This is a genomic window from Psychrobacter pacificensis, from assembly GCF_018336615.1.
Lineage (GTDB): Bacteria > Pseudomonadota > Gammaproteobacteria > Pseudomonadales > Moraxellaceae > Psychrobacter > Psychrobacter pacificensis.
Map to the genome: position 1 here is coordinate 411353 of NZ_CP048752.1, position 22352 is coordinate 433704.

Sequence of the window (22352 nt, forward strand, 5' to 3'; positions counted from 1 at the left end):
TAAAAATTAACAATTTTACCGCCAAAGGCTTGCATTCTATGCTGGATATTGTATAATGCTGTCCTTTACATCCATAGGCGATTGGCTCAATTGGTAGAGCATCGGTCTCCAAAACCGAGGGTTGTAGGTTCGAGTCCTACATCGCCTGCCATCTTCTTATCTCATCTTTGTTGTACCCCATCATCTCCGAAGCGAGTTCTTTATGAGCAATAATCAAGATAACCTCGAGACTAAGTTATCTGATGCCAAGGCGGTTGCTGGTGGAATGCTGTCTAAAAATAAGCACATCTCAGCGAGCGGTACTTCTGCTGTTGAAGTTGCTAAGACTGGCTCAATCAAAGATTTGATTTTGTGGCTACTTGCCGCAATTGTTTTGATCGGTGCGACTCTCGTTAATCAATATTTACCAGGCTATTGGCAACCTGCCAACGATGTCTGGGTACGTATTGGTATTATTGTTGCACTTGTTGTATTTGCATTAATTTGCTTGGCGCTGACGCATCAAGGTCGTGCTTTTAAAATATTATTAAGAGACGCAGGTGTTGAGCTTCGCCGAGTGACATGGCCAGGTAAAGACGAAACCTTTCAATACACATGGCAAGTCATTGTCGTGATCGGAATTGTTGGGTTTTTTATTTGGTTATTAGATAATTTCTTTAATTGGTTCGTTGGTATCTTTATCGGTTAATAGCACGTATTAGTGACTATTAACGAGAGATTTACTTATAACGACTTATTTATAATGATCAGGAGCGTGATATGCGTTGGTATATTGTCCAAGCGTTTTCAGGATATGAAAAACAAGTACAACGTTCGTTAACTGATCGTATTAACCGTAGTGACTTTGCTGAGTCATTCGGTGATGTACTGGTTCCTACTGAAGAAGTCGTCGAAATGAAAGACGGCAAAAAGCGTAAGAGTGAGCGTAAATTCTTTCCAGGTTATGTATTGATTCAAATGGAGATGAACGATAATACTTGGCACATCGTAAAAGATTGCCCTCGTATTATGGGTTTCGTCGGTGGTACGCCTGAGATGCCTGCACCGATTACGCAAGTAGAAGCTGATCGCATTTTAAACCGTTTGAACCAGACTGAAACTGACCCACGTCCTAAGACTCTATTTGAGCCAGGCGAAGAGTTATTGGTTATCGATGGTCCATTTACTGACTTTAAAGGGTTGGTAGAAAAAGTGGATTATGAGAAGTCTAAACTACATTTAACGGTAAACGTATTTAATCGACCTACGCAGGTTGAGCTTGAGTTTAGTAAAGTTGAAAAACTAGACTAAATCAGCAAAAAGTTAATCAACCGGGGAGCTGTTAGTCAACCAGGTATATGTCATATCACGTTGATTTGGCGCTATCACCCATTTAGGAGAGTATCATGGCTAAGAAGATTGATGGTTACATCAAACTGCAAGTGCCTGCAGGCAAAGCAAATCCTTCACCACCGATTGGTCCAGCTTTGGGTCAAAAAGGCGTGAACATCATGGCGTTCTGTAAAGAATTTAACGCTGCGACCTCAGGCCAGGAGCCAGGTCTACCGATCCCAACTGAGATCACAGTATATAACGATAAATCTTTTACCTTCATCATGAAGTCACCACCAGCTGCGTACTTACTACGTAAAGCTGCTGGCATCGCTAAAGGTTCAGGTACACCGAACACTGCTAAAGTCGGTAAAGTGGACCGTGCACAACTAGAAGAAATCGTTAAGACTAAGAATGCAGACTTAACGGCTGCTGATCTTGACGCTGCTGTCCGTACCATCGCTGGTACTGCACGTTCAATGGGTATTACCGTGGAGGGTGTATAATGTCTAAGCTAACCAAACGTCAAAAAGAAATTCAAAGCCGTGTTGATAACGAAAAACAATACACGCTAGAAGAAGCCGTTCAAATCCTAAACGATTTGCCAGCGCTAAAATTCAAAGAGTCTATCGACATTGCAGTAAACTTGGGCGTTGACCCACGTAAATCTGACCAAGTCGTTCGCGGTGCAACCAATCTACCTGCTGGTACTGGTAAAACCAAACGCGTTGCTGTATTTGCTCAAGGCGCTGCTGCTGAAGCCGCTAAAGAAGCTGGTGCAGACATCGTTGGTTTTGAAGACCTAGCAGAAGAAATTAAAGCCGGTAACATGGACTTTGATGTTGTGATCGCAGCTCCTGATGCTATGCGTGTTGTTGGTCAATTGGGTACGATCCTAGGCCCACGCGGTCTAATGCCTAACCCTAAAGTTGGTACGGTAACGCCAAACGTTGCTGAAGCTGTGACTAATGCGAAAGCGGGTCAGGCTCAGTACCGTGTTGATAAAGCTGGTATTATCCATGCAACTATCGGTCAAGTTGGTTTCACTGCTGAGCAAATCGAGCAAAACGCGCAAGCGATTCTTTCTGATTTAAAGCGTGCTAAGCCTGCTACTTCTAAAGGTACTTTCATCAAGAAAATCACCTTGTCTAGCACGATGGGCCCTGGTCTAACGATCGACGCTGTTCCTTATCGTACTGCAAAATAATTAAAGTCTCTATTTTTGAGTACTTGAACTTCAAGTATTTTGAATGATGAGCACATACTATATTTAAAAATTAGGTCAGCGTAGTATTTGCTACGCTGTCTAAGACCGTAGGTAGAGAGTGGTTTAGCGTCATAAGTAACAATTTTCGAATGGTTAAATATGACACTGAGTCACTTTTGTTAATCGACGACAGATGAAAATCTTAGTTGTCCTACGCAGACGGTGGCCCATACAGTTTAAGACACGAGCGAATAGGGCGGTAAGGTTATTTATATAATCTTCAAACTATTACTCAACGTCATTCTGATAACGGTGCCGTAATCAGTCGTTACCAGTAGATGCTTTTTTTATTAATTGAATCCGCTGGTAATGTGTCGTATCAAGTCAGTCCTAGCTTGAAATTTAAGCTTGCAGAAATTTCGATTTTTAGCGCTTTTATGATAAGCAGATTGATAAGATTAAAGGAGTCAACTTATGGCATTAACGCTAGAGCAAAAACAACAAGTTGTGGCTGAAGTGTCTGAAGTTGCTGCTAATGCTTACTCAGCAGTAGCTGCCGAATATCACGGTATTGGTGTTGCACAGCTTACTCAGCTTCGCGTACAAGCCCGTGAAAAAGGTGTCGTTTTGAAAGTGGTAAAAAATACCCTGGCAAAACGCGCTTTTGAAGGCACTAAGTTTGAGAGCATGTCAGACCGTATGACTGGTCCACTACTTTTGGCTTTCTCTATGGAAGATTTGGGATCTGCTGCCAGAGTCGTTTTCGACTTCAGTAAAGATAACAAAGCTTTAGAGACCAAATTAGTATCAGTCGGTGGTGAAGTTTATGGTCCAGAAGAGCTAGAGCGCGTATCGAAGCTACCAACTCGCGACGAAGCAATCTCTATCTTGATGGCTACTATGAACGCACCAGTGACCAAGCTTGTCCAGACTATGAACGCTGTTCCTGGCAAGTTCGTTCGCACTGTAGCGGCAATCAAAGACGCAAAAGAAGCTGCTTAATTGCTTGTTTTAACGTAACTTTAACATTGCTAATTTTGGTTGAATTTTATTGCCACATTCGGCAATCAATCAAAGCGATATTAAAATCAATTAATTTTTATCAGATAACGGAGAGTTCTCATGGCACTATCTAAAGAAGATGTGTTAAACGCAATCGCTGAAATGTCAGTAATGGACATCGTTGAGCTAATCAGCGATATGGAAGAAAAATTCGGCGTAACTGCTGCTGTTGCTGCTGCTGCACCTGTTGCTGCTGCTGGTGGCGCTGCTGCTGCTGAAGAAAAAGACGAGTTTGACGTTGTTCTTGCTAGCTTCGGCGACAAGAAAGTTGGCGTAATTAAAGCCGTACGTGAAGCAACTGGTCTTGGCCTAAAAGAAGCGAAAGATTTGGTTGAAGGCGCTCCAGCTCCAATCAAAGAAGGCGCATCTAAAGCTGAAGCTGAAGAGTTGAAAAAGAAACTTGAAGAAGCTGGTGCAACTGTTGAACTAAAATAAGTTTAACACTGTACAGAAAAAAAAGCTGGTAATGCCTTGCATTGCCAGCTTTTTTTTATTATAATTCGTAGCTTGACCTTTTGTGTCTGCCAACATACGTATGCATTAACGGTGGATACCCATCAAAAGGACAGACGATATACATGCAAGAACACATAGCAGTTTTAAAATCAGTTAATATCAGCTAAACGTCTGTAGATGTTTGGCATTTTTTTGTGTCTGCATGCTTTCCTATCAACACTATAGTTTATACTGATTCTTAAAGTTATAGTTACCCCGATTATTAATCCTGACAAAAGCGGTATTCTGAAAAAGCTGTTGATCATAAGTTGCCTATCTGGTGCGGCATGACTGTCGATATTAACTCTTATAGACAGTTTGCATGTGTAGGGGACATAGTTCGGTAATAAGCAGTCTAGATGGCAAGTGGCTTATATGCAATCTTCATAGACGTGATTTTCCAGCAATGTATTTGTAAATTAAGCCTCATAGGCAAGGCATTATAGATTATATAATATTGAATTTTTTGGTTGCAACAGTCATATAGATTGATTCACTTACCATGAATTTAGCAAGCAAAGACGAGATTAAGTGAAGTGTGCTAGGTAAGCACTGATGAGTAAAGTAGTAATTGACAGAAAAGACATGAACTGAACACGAAAACCCGTTTTATATTATCGTTTACGTCGCTAAGTGTGCATCGTATTTATGCATACTGGCCACGCTTTTAATTTGTTTCCACGTTTACTGTAAGGACTCTCGATGGCATATTCTTATACTGAAAAAAAGCGTATTCGCAAAAGTTTTGCTGAATTGCCCACTGTAATGGACGTTCCCTATTTACTGTCTATTCAAGTAGATTCTTATGAGCAATTTTTGCAAGAGCATAAAAAGCCAAAAGCTCGTGAGAATACTGGTTTGCAAGCTGCGTATTCATCTATTTTCCCAATTGAGAGTCACTCTGGTAACGCCGAGTTACAATTTGTTGAGTACTATTTAGGTACGCCTGAATTTGATGAGCGTGAGTGTATCTTACGTGGTTCAACGTTTGCGGCGCCGATGCGTGTCAAAATTCGCTTGATCATCAAAGATAAAGACAGCAAAGATAAAGATAGCAAAGCCGCTATCAAAGATATCCGTGAGCAAAGCGTTTACATGGGCGAGATACCTTTGATGACTGCTAACGGTACTTTCATTATTAATGGTACTGAGCGTGTTATCGTATCTCAGCTACATCGTTCACCTGGTGTGTTCTTTGACCATGATAAAGGTAAGTCGCATTCAAGTGGTAAAGTGCTTTATAACGCGCGTATCATCCCTTATCGTGGCTCATGGTTAGACTTTGAATTTGATGCAAAGGACTTAGTCTTTGCTCGTATTGACCGTCGCCGTAAGCTATTGGCTTCTATCATTCTACGTGCACTTGGCCTGACTACATCTGAAATTCTAGATTTGTTCTTTGATAAAGTTGCTGTTTATAAAGCTGAAGAGACGTTTGAAATTGATCTAGTTGCTGATCGTCTACGTGGCGAAATGGCGCAGTTTGATATCGTATCACCTGAAGGTGACGTTATTGTAGAGCAGGGCAAACGTATTAACGCACGCCGTATCCGTCAGCTTGAAGAAGCAGGTATGACGAAAATTGCGGTACCTGATGAATACCTATATGAGCGTATTTTAGCTGAAGACATCGTTGTTAATGATGAAATCATCGCTAAAGCGAACACGCCAATCGACCACGAGTTATTGGTAAAATTGAACTCATTTGAAGCCAGTGGTGCCATCAAAGAGTTCAGCATTCTGTTCACTAACGATATCGACCAAGGTAGTTATATTGCCGATACGCTACGTGCTGATAGCACCTCAACCCGCGAAGAAGCATTGATCGAAATCTATAAAGTCATGCGTCCAGGTGAACCACCAACGGTTGAAACGGCTGAGAAACTGTTTGAGAGCATGTTCTTCAACGCCGATCGTTATGACTTATCTAACGTCGGCCGTATGAAGTTCAACCGTCGTCTTGGTCTGCCATTTGAAAACACCGATGATCCAGACGTACAGCGCGAACGCAGTGTATTGACCAACGATGATATCGTTAATGTTCTAAAAGAACTTATCGAAATTCGTAACGGTCGCGGCGATGTCGATGATATTGACCATCTAGGTAACCGCCGTATTCGTTCAGTGGGCGAGATGGCAGAAAACCAATTCCGTGTTGGTCTAGTACGTGTTGAGCGTGCCGTAAAAGAGCGTTTGAGCTCAGCAGAGTCAGACAACTTGTCACCACAAGATTTGATTAACTCTAAGCCAGTAGCGGCTGCGGTTAAAGAATTCTTTGGTTCAAGCCAGTTGTCACAGTTTATGGATCAGAACAACCCATTGTCTGAAGTTACCCATAAGCGCCGTGTATCAGCGTTAGGACCTGGTGGTCTAACTCGTGAACGCGCAGGCTTTGAAGTACGTGACGTACATGATACGCATTATGGTCGTGTATGTCCTATTGAGACTCCTGAAGGTCCAAACATTGGTCTGATCAACTCACTAGCGACATTTGCTAAAACCAACAGCTTTGGTTTCTTAGAAACGCCATATCGCCGTGTGGTTGATGGTAAAGTGACTGATGATATTGAATATCTATCAGCAATCGAAGAAGTCGGTACTGTTATTGCACAGGCTGACTCTCCGATGACTGAGGATGGCGCGTTATCTGACGAGATGGTCAGTGTACGTAGCTATGGTGAATTTGTTCGTATGCCGCCAGAAAAAGTGACGCATATGGATGTATCACCAAGTCAGGTAGTATCGGTTGCAGCAGGTCTGATTCCGTTCCTAGAGCATGATGATGCTAACCGTGCCTTGATGGGCTCGAACATGCAGCGTCAGGCGGTTCCTACCCTACGTGCTGATAAGCCATTGGTAGGTACCGGTATGGAGCGTCACGTTGCTCGTGACTCAGGTGTTTGTGTCATCGCTAAGCGTGGCGGTGTGATTGAAGATGTTGATGCATCACGTATCGTGGTTCGTGTCAACGAAGACGAGATGGTTGCTGGTGAAGCGGGTATTGATATCTATAACTTGATCAAATACACGCGCTCTAACCAAAACACTTGTATCAACCAACGTATCATCGTTAACCAAGGTGACGAGATTGCTTTGGGTGATATCTTGGCTGATGGTCCATCAACGGATCTTGGTGAGCTAGCACTTGGTCAGAACATCCGCATCGCATTTATGCCGTGGAATGGTTACAACTTTGAAGATTCAATCTTACTATCTGAAAAAGTCGTAAAAGAAGATCGTTTCACTACGATTCATATCCAAGAATTGACTTGTGTGGCTCGTGATACCAAGCTAGGTACAGAAGAGATCACGGCTGATATTCCAAACGTTGGTGAAGCCGCACTATCAAGTCTTGATGAAGCAGGTATCGTCTATATCGGTGCTGAAGTTGATGCTGGTGATATTCTCGTTGGTAAAGTGACGCCAAAAGGTGAAACGCAGCTAACGCCAGAAGAGAAACTACTACGCGCTATCTTTGGTGAAAAAGCGGCGGATGTGAAAGACACTTCACTACGCGTACCAACTTCAAGTAAAGGTACGGTTATTGATGTGCAGGTCTTCACCCGTGATGGCGTTGAAAAAGACGCACGCGCAAGAGCGATTGAAAAATCGCAGCTTGATAGCTATCGCAAAGATTTGAAAGAAGAGCTACGTATCTTTGAAGAAGCGGCTCGCGGTCGTATTAGTACTCTACTAGATGGCCAAAAAGTCAGCGGCGGTGCTGGTCTAAAAGCCGGTACGGTTATGGCATTGGCTGATATGAAAGATATGAGCCTTGAAACATTGCTTGATATTCAACCAGTAGAAGAAGAAATCTCTGAGCGTCTGACGCAAATCTCTGATTACTTGGTTGATAAGCAAAAAGACATCGATGTGAAGTTTGCTGAGAAAAAACGCAAATTGACTGCTGGTGATGACTTACAACATGGCGTACAAAAAATCGTTAAAGTATATCTAGCGGTTAAGCGTCGTATTCAGCCTGGTGATAAGATGGCTGGTCGTCATGGTAACAAAGGTGTGGTATCGCGCATCATGCCAGTTGAAGACATGCCTTATGATGAAAATGGTAATACCGTTGACATCGTATTGAACCCACTTGGTGTACCATCTCGTATGAACATTGGTCAGGTTCTAGAGACGCATTTGGGTATGGCAGCGAAAGGATTGGGTGAGAAGATTGATGGTATGCTCAAATCTCAAGCAGCGATCAAAGAGCTACGTGACTTCTTGGACAAAATCTATAACCAAGTAGGCGGTGAGCAAGTTGATCTTGATAGCTTAAGTGATGATGACATCATGGCGCTAGCAGACAACTTACGTGGCGGTGTACCAATGGGCACAGCAGTATTTGACGGCGCAAGAGAAAGCCAAGTCAAAGACCTACTAGAGCTTGCTGGTATGGATCGCGATGGTCAGCAGACGTTATATGATGGTCGTACAGGTCAGAAATTTGACCGTAAAGTGACCGTGGGTTACATGTACATGCTCAAGCTTAACCATTTGGTTGATGACAAAATGCATGCGCGTTCAACGGGTTCTTACTCTCTAGTCACGCAGCAGCCACTCGGCGGTAAAGCGCAGTTTGGTGGTCAGCGCTTCGGTGAGATGGAAGTGTGGGCACTAGAAGCATACGGCGCGACTTATACGTTGCAAGAAATGCTAACGGTGAAGTCGGATGACGTTGAAGGCCGTACTCGTATGTACAAAAACATCGTTGATGGTGAGCAGTATATGGATCCAGGCATGCCTGAGTCGTTCAACGTACTGACCAAAGAAATCAAATCATTGGGTATTAATATTGAGTTAAAACAAAGCAACTAGCCCGTTGTTTAACTTAGTTGTCCACTAAAGGCAGTATGCATTATGGCTGCTGCTTTTAGTGATTTGTCTCAACCCTATTCATTGCCTTCATTCATCTTATCTGCGTCAATGGTACGCTGTCAGATGATTATAAAGATAACGGAGAAGCAACTTGAAAGATTTACTCGATATCATGCAAAGCCCTACCGGCAACGGTAATACAGAGTTTGATAGCATTCAAATTACTTTAGCCTCACCTGACGTCATCAAGTCATGGTCGCACGGCGAAGTAAAAAAACCTGAAACCATCAACTATCGCACGTTCAAACCTGAGCGTGATGGTCTTTTTTGTGCCAAAATCTTTGGCCCAGTAAAAGATTTTGAATGTCTATGTGGTAAATATAAGCGCCGTAAGTTCCAAGGCGTTATCTGCGAAAAATGTGGTGTTGAAGTCACCACTGCGAAAGTTCGTCGTGACCGCATGGGTCATATTGACCTAGCCAGTCCTGTGGCGCACATTTGGTTCCTAAAATCACTACCAAGCCGCATCGGTCTATTGCTAGACATGACATTGCGCGATATTGAGCGCGTCCTATATTTTGAAAGCTACATCGTGACTGATCCTGGTCTGACTTCTTTAGAGAAGTATCAGTTGCTTGATGATGAAGATTATTACAAAGCACTTGAAGAGTTTGGCGACGAGTTCACTGCCAAGATGGGTGCGGAAGCTGTCCAAGACCTATTGAAAGATATCGATATGGATCTTGAGATTGATGAGCTGCGTGAAGCGATTCCACAAACAGGTTCTGAGACCAAGCTTAAGAAGATGTCTAAGCGTCTTAAATTATTAGAAGCATTCCGTGACTCTAATAACAAGCCTGAGTGGATGGTAATGAATATCTTGCCAGTACTACCACCAGATTTGCGCCCGTTAGTACCGCTAGAAGGTGGTCGTTTTGCGACGTCAGATCTAAACGATCTATATCGCCGTGTGATCAACCGTAACAACCGTCTTAAGCGTCTGCTTGAGCTGAGCGCACCTGATATCATCGTACGTAACGAAAAACGTATGTTGCAAGAGTCAGTGGATGCGTTGCTTGATAACGGTCGTCGCGGTCGTGCCATCACTGGTAGTAACAAGCGTCCATTGAAATCTTTGGCTGATATGATCAAAGGTAAGCAAGGTCGTTTCCGTCAGAACTTGCTTGGTAAGCGTGTCGATTACTCTGGTCGTTCGGTTATCGTTGTAGGCCCAACACTACGTTTACATCAGTGTGGTCTACCGAAGAAAATGGCTCTAGAATTATTCAAGCCATTTACTTATAACAAACTATTGTCTCATGGTTTAGCGACTACGATTAAAGCTGCCAAAAAGATGGTAGAGCGTGAAGAGCCACAAGTATGGGATATGCTGGCCATGGTTATCCGTGAGCATCCAGTACTTCTCAACCGTGCGCCAACACTTCACCGTTTGGGTTTACAGGCATTTGAGCCAGTATTGATCGAAGGTAAAGCCATCCAGTTACATCCGCTTGTTTGTACTGCATTCAACGCCGATTTCGATGGTGACCAAATGGCCGTTCACGTGCCATTGACCCTTGAAGCACAGCTTGAATCACGTGCCTTGATGATGTCTACTAACAACATCTTGTCACCTGCGAACGGTGATCCGATCATCGTACCCTCACAGGACGTTGTACTTGGTCTATATTACATCAGTCGCTCGTCTATCAATGCCAAAGGCGAAGGCATGATATTTTCGACCGTCAACGAAGCTTTGCGTGCCATTGGTTCAAACGATCTACATGTAAACGCGAAGATCAAAGTGCGTGTCACTGAGACGCAAATTGACGAAGACGGTAACGAGACCAAAGAAACCAGTATCAAAGATACAGTTGCTGGTCGTCTACTTATCTGGAACATCATGCCTAAAGGTATGACGTTTGATGAGTGTAACCAAGAGATGACGAAGAAAAATATCTCTCGTTTGATCAACTCTTGCTACCGTAAAGTCGGCGTCAAAGAAAGCGTTATGTTTGCTGACCAATTGATGTATCTTGGTTTTGCTCAAGCAACGCTATCTGGTGTGTCTATCGGTATCGATGATATGGTCATTCCACCACTGAAAAAGCAAATCATCGAAGGGGCAGAAGGCGAAGTTCGCGAAATCGAAGATCAATTTGAGCAAGGCTTTGTGACCGCTGGTGAGCGCTATAACAAAGTCGTTGATATCTGGTCACGTACCAATGACAAAGTCGCTAAGGCGATGATGGATAACTTGGCAACAGATAAAGTTATCAACGCCCAAGGCGAAGAAGACGAGCAGAAATCATTCAATTCGATCTTTATCATGTCGGATTCTGGCGCTCGTGGTAGTGCGGCACAGATTCGTCAGTTGGCCGGTATGCGTGGTTTGATGGCGAAACCAGATGGCTCAATCATTGAGACACCAATTAAAGCGAACTTCCGTGAAGGTTTGACCGTACTACAGTACTTCATCTCAACTCACGGTGCACGTAAAGGTCTAGCGGATACAGCACTAAAAACAGCTAACTCAGGTTACCTAACTCGTCGCTTGGTCGATGTGGCGCAAGATTTGGTTGTGACCAGTGATGACTGTGGTACCGAAGAAGGCCTACTCATGAAGCCGCACATCCAAGGTGGTGAAATCATTGAGAAATTAGGTGAGCTCGTACTTGGTCGTGTAACTGCCCGTGATGTGACGTATAACGATGATGCTGATAAAGTATTGGTTCCAGCCGGTACTTTGATTGATGAGTATTGGGTTAACGTCCTTGATAACAACGCGATCGATGATATCTGGGTACGTTCGGTGATTACTTGTGATGTTGAGCATGGTGTGTGTTCACAGTGTTATGGTCGTGACCTTGCACGTGGTCATAAAGTGAACATCGGTGAGTCAGTTGGTGTTATGGCCGCTCAGTCTATCGGTGAGCCAGGTACTCAGCTGACCATGCGTACGTTCCACGTGGGCGGGGCTGCGAGTTCAGCATCTGTGGACAACAGCATCTCTGTACGTAATGCTGGTCAAGCGCACTTTGAAAACATGAAAACGGTACAGCATACTGATGGTCACTTAGTCATCGTATCGCGTTCAGCTGAAATCGCATTGACTGATGAGCTTGGCCGTGAGCGTGAGCGCTATAAAGTACCGTACGGTTCAAGCGTTCTTGTAAAAGACGAAGAGCAGGTTGAAAGCGGTCAAACCATCGCTAAATGGGATCCGCATACCCATCCAATTATCACAGAATTTGCTGGTACAGCACGTTTCAGTGATATCGTTGATGGTTCAACGGCGACCGTTAAGGTTGATGATGCCACTGGTATGAGCTCGTTTGAGATTCTAGCCACTCGTGACCGTTCAAGTTCAGCAAAAGACTTACGTCCTGCCATTATCTTGAACACTGACGAAGGCAAAGAAGTGGTTTACTTCTTACCAGCTGAAACGATCATTCGCGTGAGCGATGGTGAAAAAGTAGCAGCAGGTTCGATTCTAGGCCGTGTCCCACAAGCCTCTTCTGGTACAAAAGATATTACCGGTGGTCTACCACGTGTTGCTGATCTATTTGAAGCACGTCGTCCAAAAGATCACGCCATCATGGCAGAAATGACAGGTGTCGTGAGCTTTGGTAAAGAGACCAAAGGTAAGAACCGCTTCATTATTACCAATGAAGATGGCGAAGTACATGAAGAGCTGATTCCAAAATGGCGTCAAATCAACGTCTTTGAAAACGAGACGGTAGCACGTGGTGAGATTATTGCAGATGGTCCACAAAACCCGCATGATATCTTGCGTTTGAAAGGCCAGACGGCACTTGCTGATTATATCGTCAACGAAGTACAGGACGTCTATCGCTTGCAGGGTGTAAAAATCAACGATAAGCACATCGAAGTTATTATTCGTCAGATGCTGCGTAAAGTTGAAGTCACTGACGGCGGCGATTCAAGCCACTTCAAAGGTGATCAGGTCGAGTATGCAGATATCAAAGCGTTGAATGCGAAACTAGAAGCGGAAGACAAATTCCCAGTACAGTTTGAACGTCAATTATTAGGTATCACTAAGGCAAGTCTTGCAACTGAAAGCTTTATCTCAGCGGCGTCTTTCCAGGAGACCACCCGTGTACTAACGGCGGCGGCTGTGACTGGTAAAGTGGATGAGCTACGTGGTCTGAAAGAAAACGTGGTGGTTGGTCGCTTGATTCCTGCAGGTACGGGTCTTGCTTATCACAAGGCACGCAAAGAGACAGCGGATCAGAAGCTACAAGACAGTGATCTAAATGCAGCGTTTGATATGACTGCAAGCACTGACAGCAAAGACTTTGCAAGCTTTGATGAGGCCTTTGCTCAAGAGCTAAATCAAAATAATTAATCTTATTAAGTATTTTGTTTCATTCCCAATTTAAGAAAAAGCCAGCCTAAGTCGCTGGCTTTTTTGTGTGTATAAAAACTGAGAAAGGCATGGTGCTAGTATCTAAAAAAATAGTACACTGGAAAATAAGCCTCAATTTACTATCTATAGAAGGATAAGTCGCACATGGCAGGTAAAACTCGCGTTGCCAAATATCAAGCAGATCGTACCAATCAAAAACTGTATTTCTGCCGTCTCTCTTGTCAAGCAGCAGGCAGCACCAATGATAAGCAGCTATATCAGGCTCATTGTGAAACGGCTATTTTTCACTTATACGGGGCATTGTTGGCATTCACTCAAGAACTGGGTCATTTTTATAGCTTAAATATGACCGCACCAACTTTGTCAGATATTGAGCAAGCACTAAGCGAGCGCACGCAGGTATCTCCTGAGATTCAGCGCTTGCAGCAATTGCAGCAGCAAGGCTTTATTGCAAATATAGAGCGCGCTTATAAGCGTTGTCTCTATGCAGTACCACCAGATACGGTTGTGGATGAAAAACCAAGTAGCGATTTATCTGCGCCCGACCTTATTGTGAATGTCGTTACTTTGTCAAATCAATGGTTACCTGATGAGGCAACGATAAGAGAATGGCGTAATCAGCTTTTAGAGCTGATCGAGCAACTACGTGCAGGGATGGTTGAGTTTTAGCAGGATGAGTCTATTCGAAATATAATATCTACAAAAAAAGGCTTATTCAGTGATGACTGAACAAGCCTTTTTTTATATCGGTAGCTAGAGATACCAGTAGATTATTCTGGCATCGGGGGTATACGCTGGACCGGCGTGACCGATAAAGGGTTTTGCGGCACGCTATCGTTACTACGGCTATTGTTTGCTTGAGCTGCTGAGTTGCTAGTATCTGTAGTTGGTTCAGGTAGGGTCGGCTTACGCTGCTGAATTTGAGTCTTGACCGGTTTTGCTGGTGCGCTATTATCAGAGATGTCGTCATCATCAGTTATAATACCATTATCGGTCATTTCTATAATTTGCTGTTGCTGCTTTTTAGATTTTGAGCGGTTATTGATAGACACCCATTGGTTTGGTGTGTCTTTGAGCTGAGCTTTCATAAAGTCCATCCAGACAGGCAGGGCAGCCACACCACCATACTCTCGGCGACCCATAGATGTTGGCTGATCAAACCCCATCCATACAACCGTTGCATTGGTAGGATGAAACCCTGCAAACCAAGCGTCTTTGGCTTCGTTGGTTGTACCGGTTTTGCCGCCAATATCATCACGGCCTAAGGCTTTTGCTCGTACTGCAGTACCACGTTGCACCACATCACGTAAAATATCTGCCATTTCAAATGCTACTCTAGGCTTTAATATCCTTGGTGCTTGTTTGGCTGCTATGTATTGTACGACAGGTGCTTTTAGGCGATCTGATTGTGGACCAGCGTCATAGACAGTAAGATCGATTGCTTCATCCGTTTCTTCTACATTTTCACTATTTTCTAGCTCTGTACTCTCGGTAGCCAATTCTTCAGTAGTACTGTTTTTATCTTCTAATGATTTGTTATATTCTTCTATCAGGTTTTTATTAACCGCTTCAAGTTGCTCATTAAAGCATAGGGCGCAAGCCTGAAGTGGATTGGCCTGAAATAATAACTCGTTTTTATAGTTATAAATTTGCTCAATAAAGTAAGGTTGTACGCGGTGACCACCATTTGCAAAGGTTGAATACGCCGTTGCCATTTGCAATGGGGTTGCTTGTCCTGCCCCTAGAGCCAACGATAAAGTTGTTGGTAGTTTTTCTTTGTCTAGGCCGAACTCATCTAAGAGGTTGCGCGCATTAGAGATACCAATGGCCTGTAGGAGACGGATAGAAACCAAGTTGCGCGATAAATATAAACCGCGACGTAGCGTGATATCCCCTAAGAAACGTTCATCCGAATTTTTAGGCTTCCAGTCGCCTACTTGAATAGGGCGATCTGAAACAATACTGTCTGGGCGGTAGCCTTTTTCCAAAGCGGCGGTATAGACCAATGGTTTGATTGTTGAGCCAGGTTGACGCCATCCTTGTAAGGCTCGGTTGAACTTACTGTGTTTGAAATCAAAGCCCCCTACTAATGCATTAACCGCGCCGGTTTCTGGATTTAATGAAACCAGACTACCTTGTATTTTGGGTATTTGCCCTAGTTGCCAATTACCATTTGCGGTAGGTATCACGCGGACAATATCGTTTTTGCTCACTATTTGGCTAGCATTATTAGGATAGTAACCGATACGATTGGCAGAGATGTATTTGCGTGCCCAGCTCATGCCAGACCAATTGACCGTTACACTTTCACCAGACTGTAATATCGCTTCAAAACTACGAGAGTTGACCTTGGTAACTTTGGCAGGAGACATATTGCTATAGCGCTGAAAGTTTTCGAGAGGCTCGTCATTTGCCTCTGCACCGCGCCAGCCATGACGATGCTCATAAGCTACTAACCCTGTTAATATGGCCGCTTCTGCATCGGTTTGTGCCTTACTATCGACCGTAAGACGAACGCGCCAACCACTGTGCATGACTTGCTCACCATAGCGTTCAACTAAGGTCGCACGCGTCATTTCTGCCAAATAGGGCATATTAACGTCGAGTTTTTCTTGATATAGCTTAATGCCAACGGGGGAGTTAACGGCTTCATCATGCTGAGCTTCGGTGATATAACCCAACTCATGCATACGGCCAATAATCCAGTTACGCCGAGTCAACGCGCGGCTAGGATTGGCAACAGGATTATATTTAGAAGGGGCTTTTGGTAAACCGGCAAGCATTGCCATTTCAGCAATAGTAAGATTATCTAGTGATTTACTATAGTATTTTTTGGCAGCGGCGCGGATACCATAAGCGCCTTCGCCCAAATAAATCTTATTGACATATAAAGTCAAAATATCGTTTTTACTCAGCTCGTCTTCGATTTTACGTGCTAAAAATAATTCCGTCAGTTTGCGGTTTAGAGTACGCTCAGGACTTAAAAAATAATTTTTGGCGACCTGCATCGTAATAGTTGAGCCACCAGTCTGACTGTCATCATCAGTCACCACTTCAGTGACCGCGCGCCCAAGACCTTTGATACTGATGCCACTATGCTGAAAGAAAGAAGCATCTTCTGCCGCTAAAAAAGCGTGAGTCAAATCTTCAGGAACTTCATCAAATGTGACTGGTAACGATAAACGATTGCCGTATTGGCCGATTAATTTGTCATCGCTACTATAAATCTGCAATGGCATTTCTAAATTGGCAGTTTTTATCTCTTGAATACTGGGCAAAGTTGGCGATAAATACATCGCCATCCCATAAAAACCAATAGGTACAGCAAGCGCTAAGATAACTGCCAATGCTAGGCAAGCGACAAAGAGTCCCACCAAGAAATGAATGAGACGAGCGGTAGCATTTTTTTTAGCCATAATAAGACTTATTCATTAGAATTTGTAGCGGATAAGGTATTATACCTTGAACAAAATCAACAGGTCATAATAAATGTGTAAGTAGGCCTTAATATATTTTTAAACGCTTGAATCTACCAATTAAGTAAAGTATTGTATTCAATTATTACAAATAACTATCAGATTGTACACTTAATATAAGGTATAGAGTTTGTGAGGCTATTTACTTCAAAAAGTCGACATTTGATTGGTGTGGATATTTGTGCCACTTCAGTAAAAATAGTGGACATACAGCGTCAACAAGGCATGTTCCACCTAAAATCTTACGGTATTGAGAGACTACCAGAAGGTGTAGTCGTCGACAAACTCCTAGTTGATACAGAGGCGGTTGGCAACATTATAGCGAGTCTAGCAAGACGTTGCCAAGTTGCGGGCAGCAATGCTGCAACGGCCGTATCAGGATCTGCCGTCATCACCAAAATTATTGATATGGATATGATGCTAAGCGATGTTGAGCGTGAAGCACAGATACGTCTCGATGCTGATCAATACATACCTTATCCTTTAGAGGATGTGAATTTAGATTTTGAAGTATTAGGCCCCTCTTTGGTTAGCGAAGATATGGTTCAAGTCCTGCTTGCGGCCTCTCGCTCAGAAAACGTAGATCAACGTGTGGATGCATTGACTTTTGGCGGGATGCAAACAAAAGTCATGGATATCGAATCACATGCGATAGAGCGTGCTTTTGGACTGATGGCGGATAATCTGCCCAATATGCCTGAACTGGTCGCTTTGGTTGATATCGGCCATAATCAAACCACTTTATATATCGCAAAAAATGGTGAGTTTATTTATAGTCGAGAGCAATTGTTTGGTGGTGTTCAGTTAACAGAAGCGATTCAAAACCGGTATGGACTGTCAGCTGAAGAAGCAACGCTGAGCAAACGTGAGCGCACATTGCCTGATGACTACTATCCTGAAGTTTTGACCCCGTTTATAGAAAATACCATTCAGCAAATCACTCGCTCCTTACAGTTTTACTTCTCCTCAAGTCAGTATAGCAGTATTGATCACGTGGTACTTGCGGGTGGTAGTAGCTCCATTGCAGGTCTTGCTGGGATGGCACAACAAAAACTCGGTGTGAGCGTTAGTGTTGCCAATCCGTTTACCAATATGACCATTGCGCCTAATATTGATAATGAGCAATTGACCATTGACGCGCCAGGATTAATGGCTGCATGCGGTCTTGCGTTAAGGAGCTTTGACTAATGGCTCGTATTAACCTTTTACCTTGGCGACAAGAAGAGCGCGAGCGTCGTAACAAAGAGTTTATGACTCTGATCGTTGCGGTGACTTTGCTCACTTTATTGGCGGCCTTTGCTTCATGGAGCTATTTTAACAATGAGCTTGATGAACAGCTTGATGCTAATGCTTTGATTGAACAAGAAAATGCACGCTTAGACACCGCATTGACTGAGATTGACAGTTTAGAGCAGCGCCGTGAAGATATTATCTCACGTATGCAGGTCATTCAAGACTTGCAAGGTCGGCGTCCTGTACCAGTACGTTTGTGGGATGATCTGGCAAGAGCGATTCCACCAGCGCTTTATCTAACCAATCTCAAACGCGAAGGCGATGTATTAACATTGACTGGTCTGGCTGATAACCCAAACATTGTATCTAGCTTAATTCGTAATATTGATAGTAGCAAGTGGATGGGTAACTCAGCAGTTAGCAATATTCAACAGAACATTAGCGCTTATGAAGCGGCCCCTGTACTAAATAATACCGTCACTACGGCTGGTGAGACACCGCGTCCAGTCTATCCTGAAGACAGTTATGTACAGTTCGTAGTGACGACTAAAGTACAATCAGAAACGCCTGTCCCTGCGGAAGATGGTGTGGGAGGGGAGTTATGAAACTTGTCCGTAAAAAAAGCCTGATTAAGACCAAAAAAATTGCTTCAAAACCAAAGAAGCAGTTTGATCTTAATGAATTTCGTCGCAGTTTTGAGTCACTAGACTCTGAAAATTATGGCAGCTGGCCGCTACCAGTGAAGGTGACGGTGATCGGTCTTATTATTACCTTTATAGCGGCCCTATCATGGGCGCTACCGATTAGTAGCAAAATCGATGAGATCAATGCTGCTGAAAGTCAGCAACAGACCTTGCTTGAAAGCTATCGTGAAAAAGAATCGCGCGCGCGTCACCTACAAGCCTATCAAGCACAGGTCGTTCAGATGGAGACGGAGTTTAATACCTTATTAGACCAGTTGCCAAAAGACACGCGTGTGTCAGAGCTGGTAGAAGGTATCAATATGACAGGTGTCGGTAGTAATATTCGTTTTCAAGACATCTCTGTCGAACCTGAGATTGAAAATGAATTTTTCATTGAGCAACCGATTCGCATTGCTGCTTTAGGTGAATATCATCAGTTTGGTAGTTTTATTAGTGGCCTTGCAGCACTGCCTCGTATCATCACCATGCACGATTTTGAGGTGAGTAACCCACAACCGAGCTTAGATGTTTTACCTGAGCTTAATCTAGTCTTGCAAACCAAAACCTATCGTTCAAAAGAAGCGACTCCTGAAGATGAAACGGCTCCTGCAGGTGATGCCGCCGCTACTGATGCAAATGCAGGAGGTAACTAATGAGTATGCAAAAACTACCCATGCTGTTGACTTTAAGTATCTCAGTGCTAGCGATGACTGGCTGTACGGATCGTATCGGTATGGCAGAGCAAGCGATGACTGACATCCGTAACCAGCCAGCGCAGCCTATCGAACCACCACCCAAAGCTGAACTAGTAGAAGACTTCGTCTATAGTGCAAGCTCACAGCGCAGCCCGTTTTTACCACCGAGCTTGGTGAATGTAGAGGGTCCTACCACTTCTATTGATGGCGTGCGCCCAGATATTACACGTGTAAAAGAACCACTTGAACAATACGAGTTATCGCAACTGGTTTTTCGAGGCGTAGTAGTGTCGCCTGAAGGTCAGCGATACGCATTGGTACAACGTCCTGATGGTTCAGTTGCTAGTGTGAAGGTAGGTGATTATCTTGGATTGAATGACGGCCGTATTGTTGAAATCACGCCGACCCAGATCAATTTGATTGAAATTGTGCCAGACAGCCGCGCTGGGTTTATTGAAAAACCCCAGTCGCTGGTATCCCCTATAAGCTAAGTCGGCAGATTTTTTGAGGAATAAATAATGACAGTACGCAATAACAAGGTAATGATGATGAGCAACCGCGTTTCTTCTGCTTTTGCCATTTCAGCACTGGCAGTCAGCATGGTGGCAGTAAGTAGTAGCGCCCACGCTGCACAGCGCATCAATAATGTGTCTGTAGTGCAAACTGCACCAGCAGTGACACAAATGCGTTTGGGGTTCACAGGTTTACCAGTATTGCCTGCAGCCTACGAGCTTGATGATCCTAGCCGCTTGGTATTAGACTTTGAACAAGTACAAAACGGTCTTGCCAGTCGTTTCAACGAATACAATATCGGTATGGTCAATGATGTCACCACGTTGAGTAGCGACAGTACGACGCGTCTTATCGTTGGCCTCAAGCAATCAGGCAATTATACAACAGCGATTGAGGGTAACGAGCTACTACTGACCATTACAGATCCTGATCGTCCAGTGATTACTAGTGACCCTGTACAAGATGTCCTTAATAACTCTAGCGGCATCACCACCACTGCAGTCGTCACGCCAATCGTTGAGACCAGCACGGTTCCCGTTGCAGCTGTCAGTACAAATAATACCGTCGTGGTAGAAAACGAAGTACCAGCCGATACGATGGTAGTCAGAGTTAATCCACTGTTGAACCCGCAACTTGCTTCGGCACAAGTGAGTAAGCAATACAGCTATGATGGTCTCAGCGCGGTCAATTTTTCGGCAGGTAATGATGGTGGCGGTAACGTCAGCATGGTACTTGCCAACGAAGCCATTCCGGTAGATGTACAACGCCAAGGTAATAAGCTTGTCGTACGTTTAACAGGCAGTACGGTCCCAAGAAACTTGCTACGTCGATTAAATATTAATAGTGGTTTGGTGAGTAGCATCGATACTAAAAACCAAGGACAAAATGGTGTCATCACTATTAATATGTTTGATGATTACGAGTATCAAGCTTACCAATCGGGCAATCAGTTAAATATTAGTATTAGCAAGCCTGAGCTGCTACGTGAGCCGACACTTGAGGAGAGAGTATACAGCGGCGAGCCACTGTCCATGGAATTCCAAGACGTTGAAATTCGCAGTGTGTTAGATATTTTAGCGCAGTTTACCGAGATGAATATCGTTGCGAGTGATTCAGTCGCTGGTAACATCACCTTGCGTTTGATCAACGTGCCTTGGGATCAAGCACTCGATATTATCCTAAAAAGTAAAAATCTAGGCAAGCGCGAAAATGGTAATGTGATTTTGGTTGCGCCTTCTACTGAACTCGCTGAACAAGAAGCACGTGAGCTTGAAGCGCAGCAAGCTGTTCAATCTTATGCGCCATTACGTACTGAATATATTCGTTTAAGCTATGCAAAAGCACAAGATGTCCTGACTTTGATTTCTCAAGGAAGTGGTTCATCTGGTAGTAGCGGTATAGGGGGCACGAGCGGACTTACAAATCGTGGAAATGACAATAATACGTTGTTGTCGGATCGTGGTACGGTAACAATTGATGAGCGTACCAATACCTTGATTGTCAAAGATGTGGCAAATAGCATTGAAAATATTCGTACCTTAATTAGCAAGATTGACATCCCTGTGCGTCAGGTTATGATTGAAGCGCGTATCGTTAGTGCCACTGACAGCTTTAGTAAAGAGATTGGGGTTCGCTGGGGAATCTTATCAAATGGTGCAGCCAATAATCGTAGCTTGTTGGTTGGTGGTAGTGATCAAACTTTGTGGGACTTAAAAGAGTTTGACGTAGAAACCACGACTGTCAATGGACAAACGGTTTCTTATCCTTCATATGACATCAGCCGTCCTGATAACTTAAACGTTGATTTAGGGGTGGATAATCCAGCCGGTAGTATCGCTTTTGGCCTATTAAGTTTATCTGATGTGATGCTTGATCTTGAACTATCAGCATTGCAAGCGGACAATCGCGGTGAAGTCATCTCAACCCCGAAAGTGTTGACGGCCGACAAGCAAACCGCAAAAGTTTCTTCTGGTACCCAGATTCCTTATCAGGAAGCCTCAGCGAGCGGCGCAACTACAACCAGTTTTAGAGAAGCGGCACTGAGTTTAGAGGCGACGCCAAATATTACCCCTGATGGCAAAATTGGTCTGCAGTTACTTATCACCAATGGTACACCATTATTTACCAATGGTATCGTTGCTATCAATGAAGATTCTATCTCAACCAATGTGATCGTTGAAGATGGTCAAACGGTGGTATTGGGTGGGGTCTTTAGAAACCGTACTAACAACAATGTGGACAAAGTGCCGTTTTTAGGCGATTTACCATACATTGGCCGTGCATTCCGTAAAGATGTGCGCAATAACAATAAGGAAGAGCTGTTGATATTTGTCACACCAAAATTGATCAATGATGGTACAGCGCGCTTGAATTAATCATAAATTTGTTTATTATTCACTAAAAAAGTAAACCTTAGTGCTTACTTTTTTTTGTGCATAAACTTAGCATCTTTAATATTGCGAGCTA

At 43.7% G+C, this 22352-nt stretch carries 15 protein-coding genes and 1 tRNA gene; 15 read left to right on the top strand and 1 reads right to left on the bottom strand.

The genetic code is table 11. The annotated features are described in order from the left end of the window. The first annotated feature begins 75 nt into the window (after positions 1-75). The 10 genes from GYK50_RS01825 to GYK50_RS01870 all read left to right on the top strand — a co-directional run bounded on the left by GYK50_RS01825 (position 76) and on the right by GYK50_RS01870 (position 13955). Positions 76-151: transfer RNA gene (locus GYK50_RS01825), tRNA-Trp, on the top strand. Between the two features lie 51 nt (positions 152-202). After that, on the top strand, positions 203-688 hold the full coding sequence (gene secE, locus GYK50_RS01830; RefSeq protein WP_093071056.1) for a preprotein translocase subunit SecE: 486 nt from the start codon (positions 203-205) through the stop codon (positions 686-688). Between the two features lie 71 nt (positions 689-759). Then, positions 760-1290 carry a transcription termination/antitermination protein NusG gene (nusG, locus tag GYK50_RS01835; RefSeq protein WP_071002919.1) on the top strand — a complete coding sequence of 177 codons (531 nt, stop codon included), beginning with the start codon at positions 760-762 and terminating at the stop codon, positions 1288-1290. A 95-nt stretch (positions 1291-1385) separates the two neighbouring features. Further along, the gene (rplK, locus tag GYK50_RS01840) at positions 1386-1817 is read left to right on the top strand and encodes a 50S ribosomal protein L11 (RefSeq protein ID WP_071002920.1); all 432 of its coding nucleotides are present in this window, start codon (positions 1386-1388) and stop codon (positions 1815-1817) included. After that, entirely contained in the window at positions 1817-2518 is a 702-nt protein-coding gene (rplA, locus tag GYK50_RS01845; protein WP_071002921.1) for a 50S ribosomal protein L1, read from the top strand. Before rplK ends, rplA begins: the two co-directional genes overlap by 1 nt. A 474-nt stretch (positions 2519-2992) precedes the next feature. After that, positions 2993-3520 (top strand): 50S ribosomal protein L10, encoded by a 528-nt coding sequence (rplJ, locus tag GYK50_RS01850; RefSeq protein WP_071002922.1) that lies wholly within the window; start codon positions 2993-2995, stop codon positions 3518-3520. 120 nt (positions 3521-3640) lie between these two features. Continuing rightward, positions 3641-4015 carry a 50S ribosomal protein L7/L12 gene (rplL, locus tag GYK50_RS01855; protein WP_093071059.1) on the top strand — a complete coding sequence of 125 codons (375 nt, stop codon included), beginning with the start codon at positions 3641-3643 and terminating at the stop codon, positions 4013-4015. A 762-nt stretch (positions 4016-4777) separates the two neighbouring features. Continuing rightward, on the top strand, positions 4778-8896 hold the full coding sequence (gene rpoB, locus GYK50_RS01860) for a DNA-directed RNA polymerase subunit beta (RefSeq protein WP_212564143.1): 4119 nt from the start codon (positions 4778-4780) through the stop codon (positions 8894-8896). A gap of 151 nt (positions 8897-9047) precedes the next feature. Continuing rightward, a complete protein-coding gene (gene rpoC / locus GYK50_RS01865; RefSeq protein ID WP_212564144.1) occupies positions 9048-13265 on the top strand; it encodes a DNA-directed RNA polymerase subunit beta' in 4218 nt (1405 codons plus the stop codon). 165 nt (positions 13266-13430) lie between these two features. Next, positions 13431-13955, top strand: coding sequence for a DUF6586 family protein (locus tag GYK50_RS01870; protein WP_212564145.1), 525 nt, complete (start codon positions 13431-13433; stop codon positions 13953-13955). Positions 13956-14056: 101 nt separating this feature from the next. On the opposite strand, the gene GYK50_RS01875 is transcribed toward GYK50_RS01870, so the two are convergent. Then, entirely contained in the window at positions 14057-16702 is a 2646-nt protein-coding gene (locus tag GYK50_RS01875) for a penicillin-binding protein 1A (protein ID WP_212564146.1), read from the bottom strand. A 192-nt stretch (positions 16703-16894) separates the two neighbouring features. Here GYK50_RS01875 and pilM point away from each other — a divergent pair, with 192 nt between their 5' ends. From pilM to GYK50_RS01900, 5 genes are read left to right on the top strand one after another with little or no spacing between them, the layout of a single operon-like run. Next, positions 16895-17950, top strand: a complete 1056-nt coding sequence (gene pilM, locus GYK50_RS01880) for a type IV pilus assembly protein PilM (protein WP_212564147.1) — start codon at positions 16895-16897, stop codon at positions 17948-17950. Then, positions 17950-18600 carry a PilN domain-containing protein gene (locus GYK50_RS01885; protein WP_212564148.1) on the top strand — a complete coding sequence of 217 codons (651 nt, stop codon included), beginning with the start codon at positions 17950-17952 and terminating at the stop codon, positions 18598-18600. Before pilM ends, GYK50_RS01885 begins: the two co-directional genes overlap by 1 nt. Further along, a complete protein-coding gene (locus tag GYK50_RS01890; RefSeq protein WP_071002930.1) occupies positions 18597-19331 on the top strand; it encodes a type IV pilus inner membrane component PilO in 735 nt (244 codons plus the stop codon). Before GYK50_RS01885 ends, GYK50_RS01890 begins: the two co-directional genes overlap by 4 nt. Continuing rightward, complete coding sequence (locus GYK50_RS01895) at positions 19331-19864, top strand: pilus assembly protein PilP (protein WP_058025948.1); 534 nt, start codon at positions 19331-19333, stop codon at positions 19862-19864. Before GYK50_RS01890 ends, GYK50_RS01895 begins: the two co-directional genes overlap by 1 nt. Before the next feature lie 27 nt (positions 19865-19891). After that, a complete protein-coding gene (locus GYK50_RS01900; RefSeq protein ID WP_212564149.1) occupies positions 19892-22261 on the top strand; it encodes a type IV pilus secretin PilQ in 2370 nt (789 codons plus the stop codon). Positions 22262-22352: the final 91 nt, after the last annotated feature.

What these genes read in the sequence shown, in the direction of transcription:
- secE (WP_093071056.1), top strand. Translation starts at nt 203, where the DNA reads ATGAGCAATAATCAAGATAACCTCGAGACTAAGTTATCTGATGCCAAG.
- nusG (WP_071002919.1), top strand. Translation starts at nt 760, where the DNA reads ATGCGTTGGTATATTGTCCAAGCGTTTTCAGGATATGAAAAACAAGTA.
- rplK (WP_071002920.1), top strand. Translation starts at nt 1,386, where the DNA reads ATGGCTAAGAAGATTGATGGTTACATCAAACTGCAAGTGCCTGCAGGC.
- rplA (WP_071002921.1), top strand. Translation starts at nt 1,817, where the DNA reads ATGTCTAAGCTAACCAAACGTCAAAAAGAAATTCAAAGCCGTGTTGAT.
- rplJ (WP_071002922.1), top strand. Translation starts at nt 2,993, where the DNA reads ATGGCATTAACGCTAGAGCAAAAACAACAAGTTGTGGCTGAAGTGTCT.
- rplL (WP_093071059.1), top strand. Translation starts at nt 3,641, where the DNA reads ATGGCACTATCTAAAGAAGATGTGTTAAACGCAATCGCTGAAATGTCA.
- rpoB (WP_212564143.1), top strand. Translation starts at nt 4,778, where the DNA reads ATGGCATATTCTTATACTGAAAAAAAGCGTATTCGCAAAAGTTTTGCT.
- GYK50_RS01870 (WP_212564145.1), top strand. Translation starts at nt 13,431, where the DNA reads ATGGCAGGTAAAACTCGCGTTGCCAAATATCAAGCAGATCGTACCAAT.
- GYK50_RS01875 (WP_212564146.1), bottom strand. Translation starts at nt 16,702, where the DNA reads ATGGCTAAAAAAAATGCTACCGCTCGTCTCATTCATTTCTTGGTGGGA.
- GYK50_RS01885 (WP_212564148.1), top strand. Translation starts at nt 17,950, where the DNA reads ATGGCTCGTATTAACCTTTTACCTTGGCGACAAGAAGAGCGCGAGCGT.
- GYK50_RS01890 (WP_071002930.1), top strand. Translation starts at nt 18,597, where the DNA reads ATGAAACTTGTCCGTAAAAAAAGCCTGATTAAGACCAAAAAAATTGCT.
- GYK50_RS01895 (WP_058025948.1), top strand. Translation starts at nt 19,331, where the DNA reads ATGAGTATGCAAAAACTACCCATGCTGTTGACTTTAAGTATCTCAGTG.
- GYK50_RS01900 (WP_212564149.1), top strand. Translation starts at nt 19,892, where the DNA reads ATGACAGTACGCAATAACAAGGTAATGATGATGAGCAACCGCGTTTCT.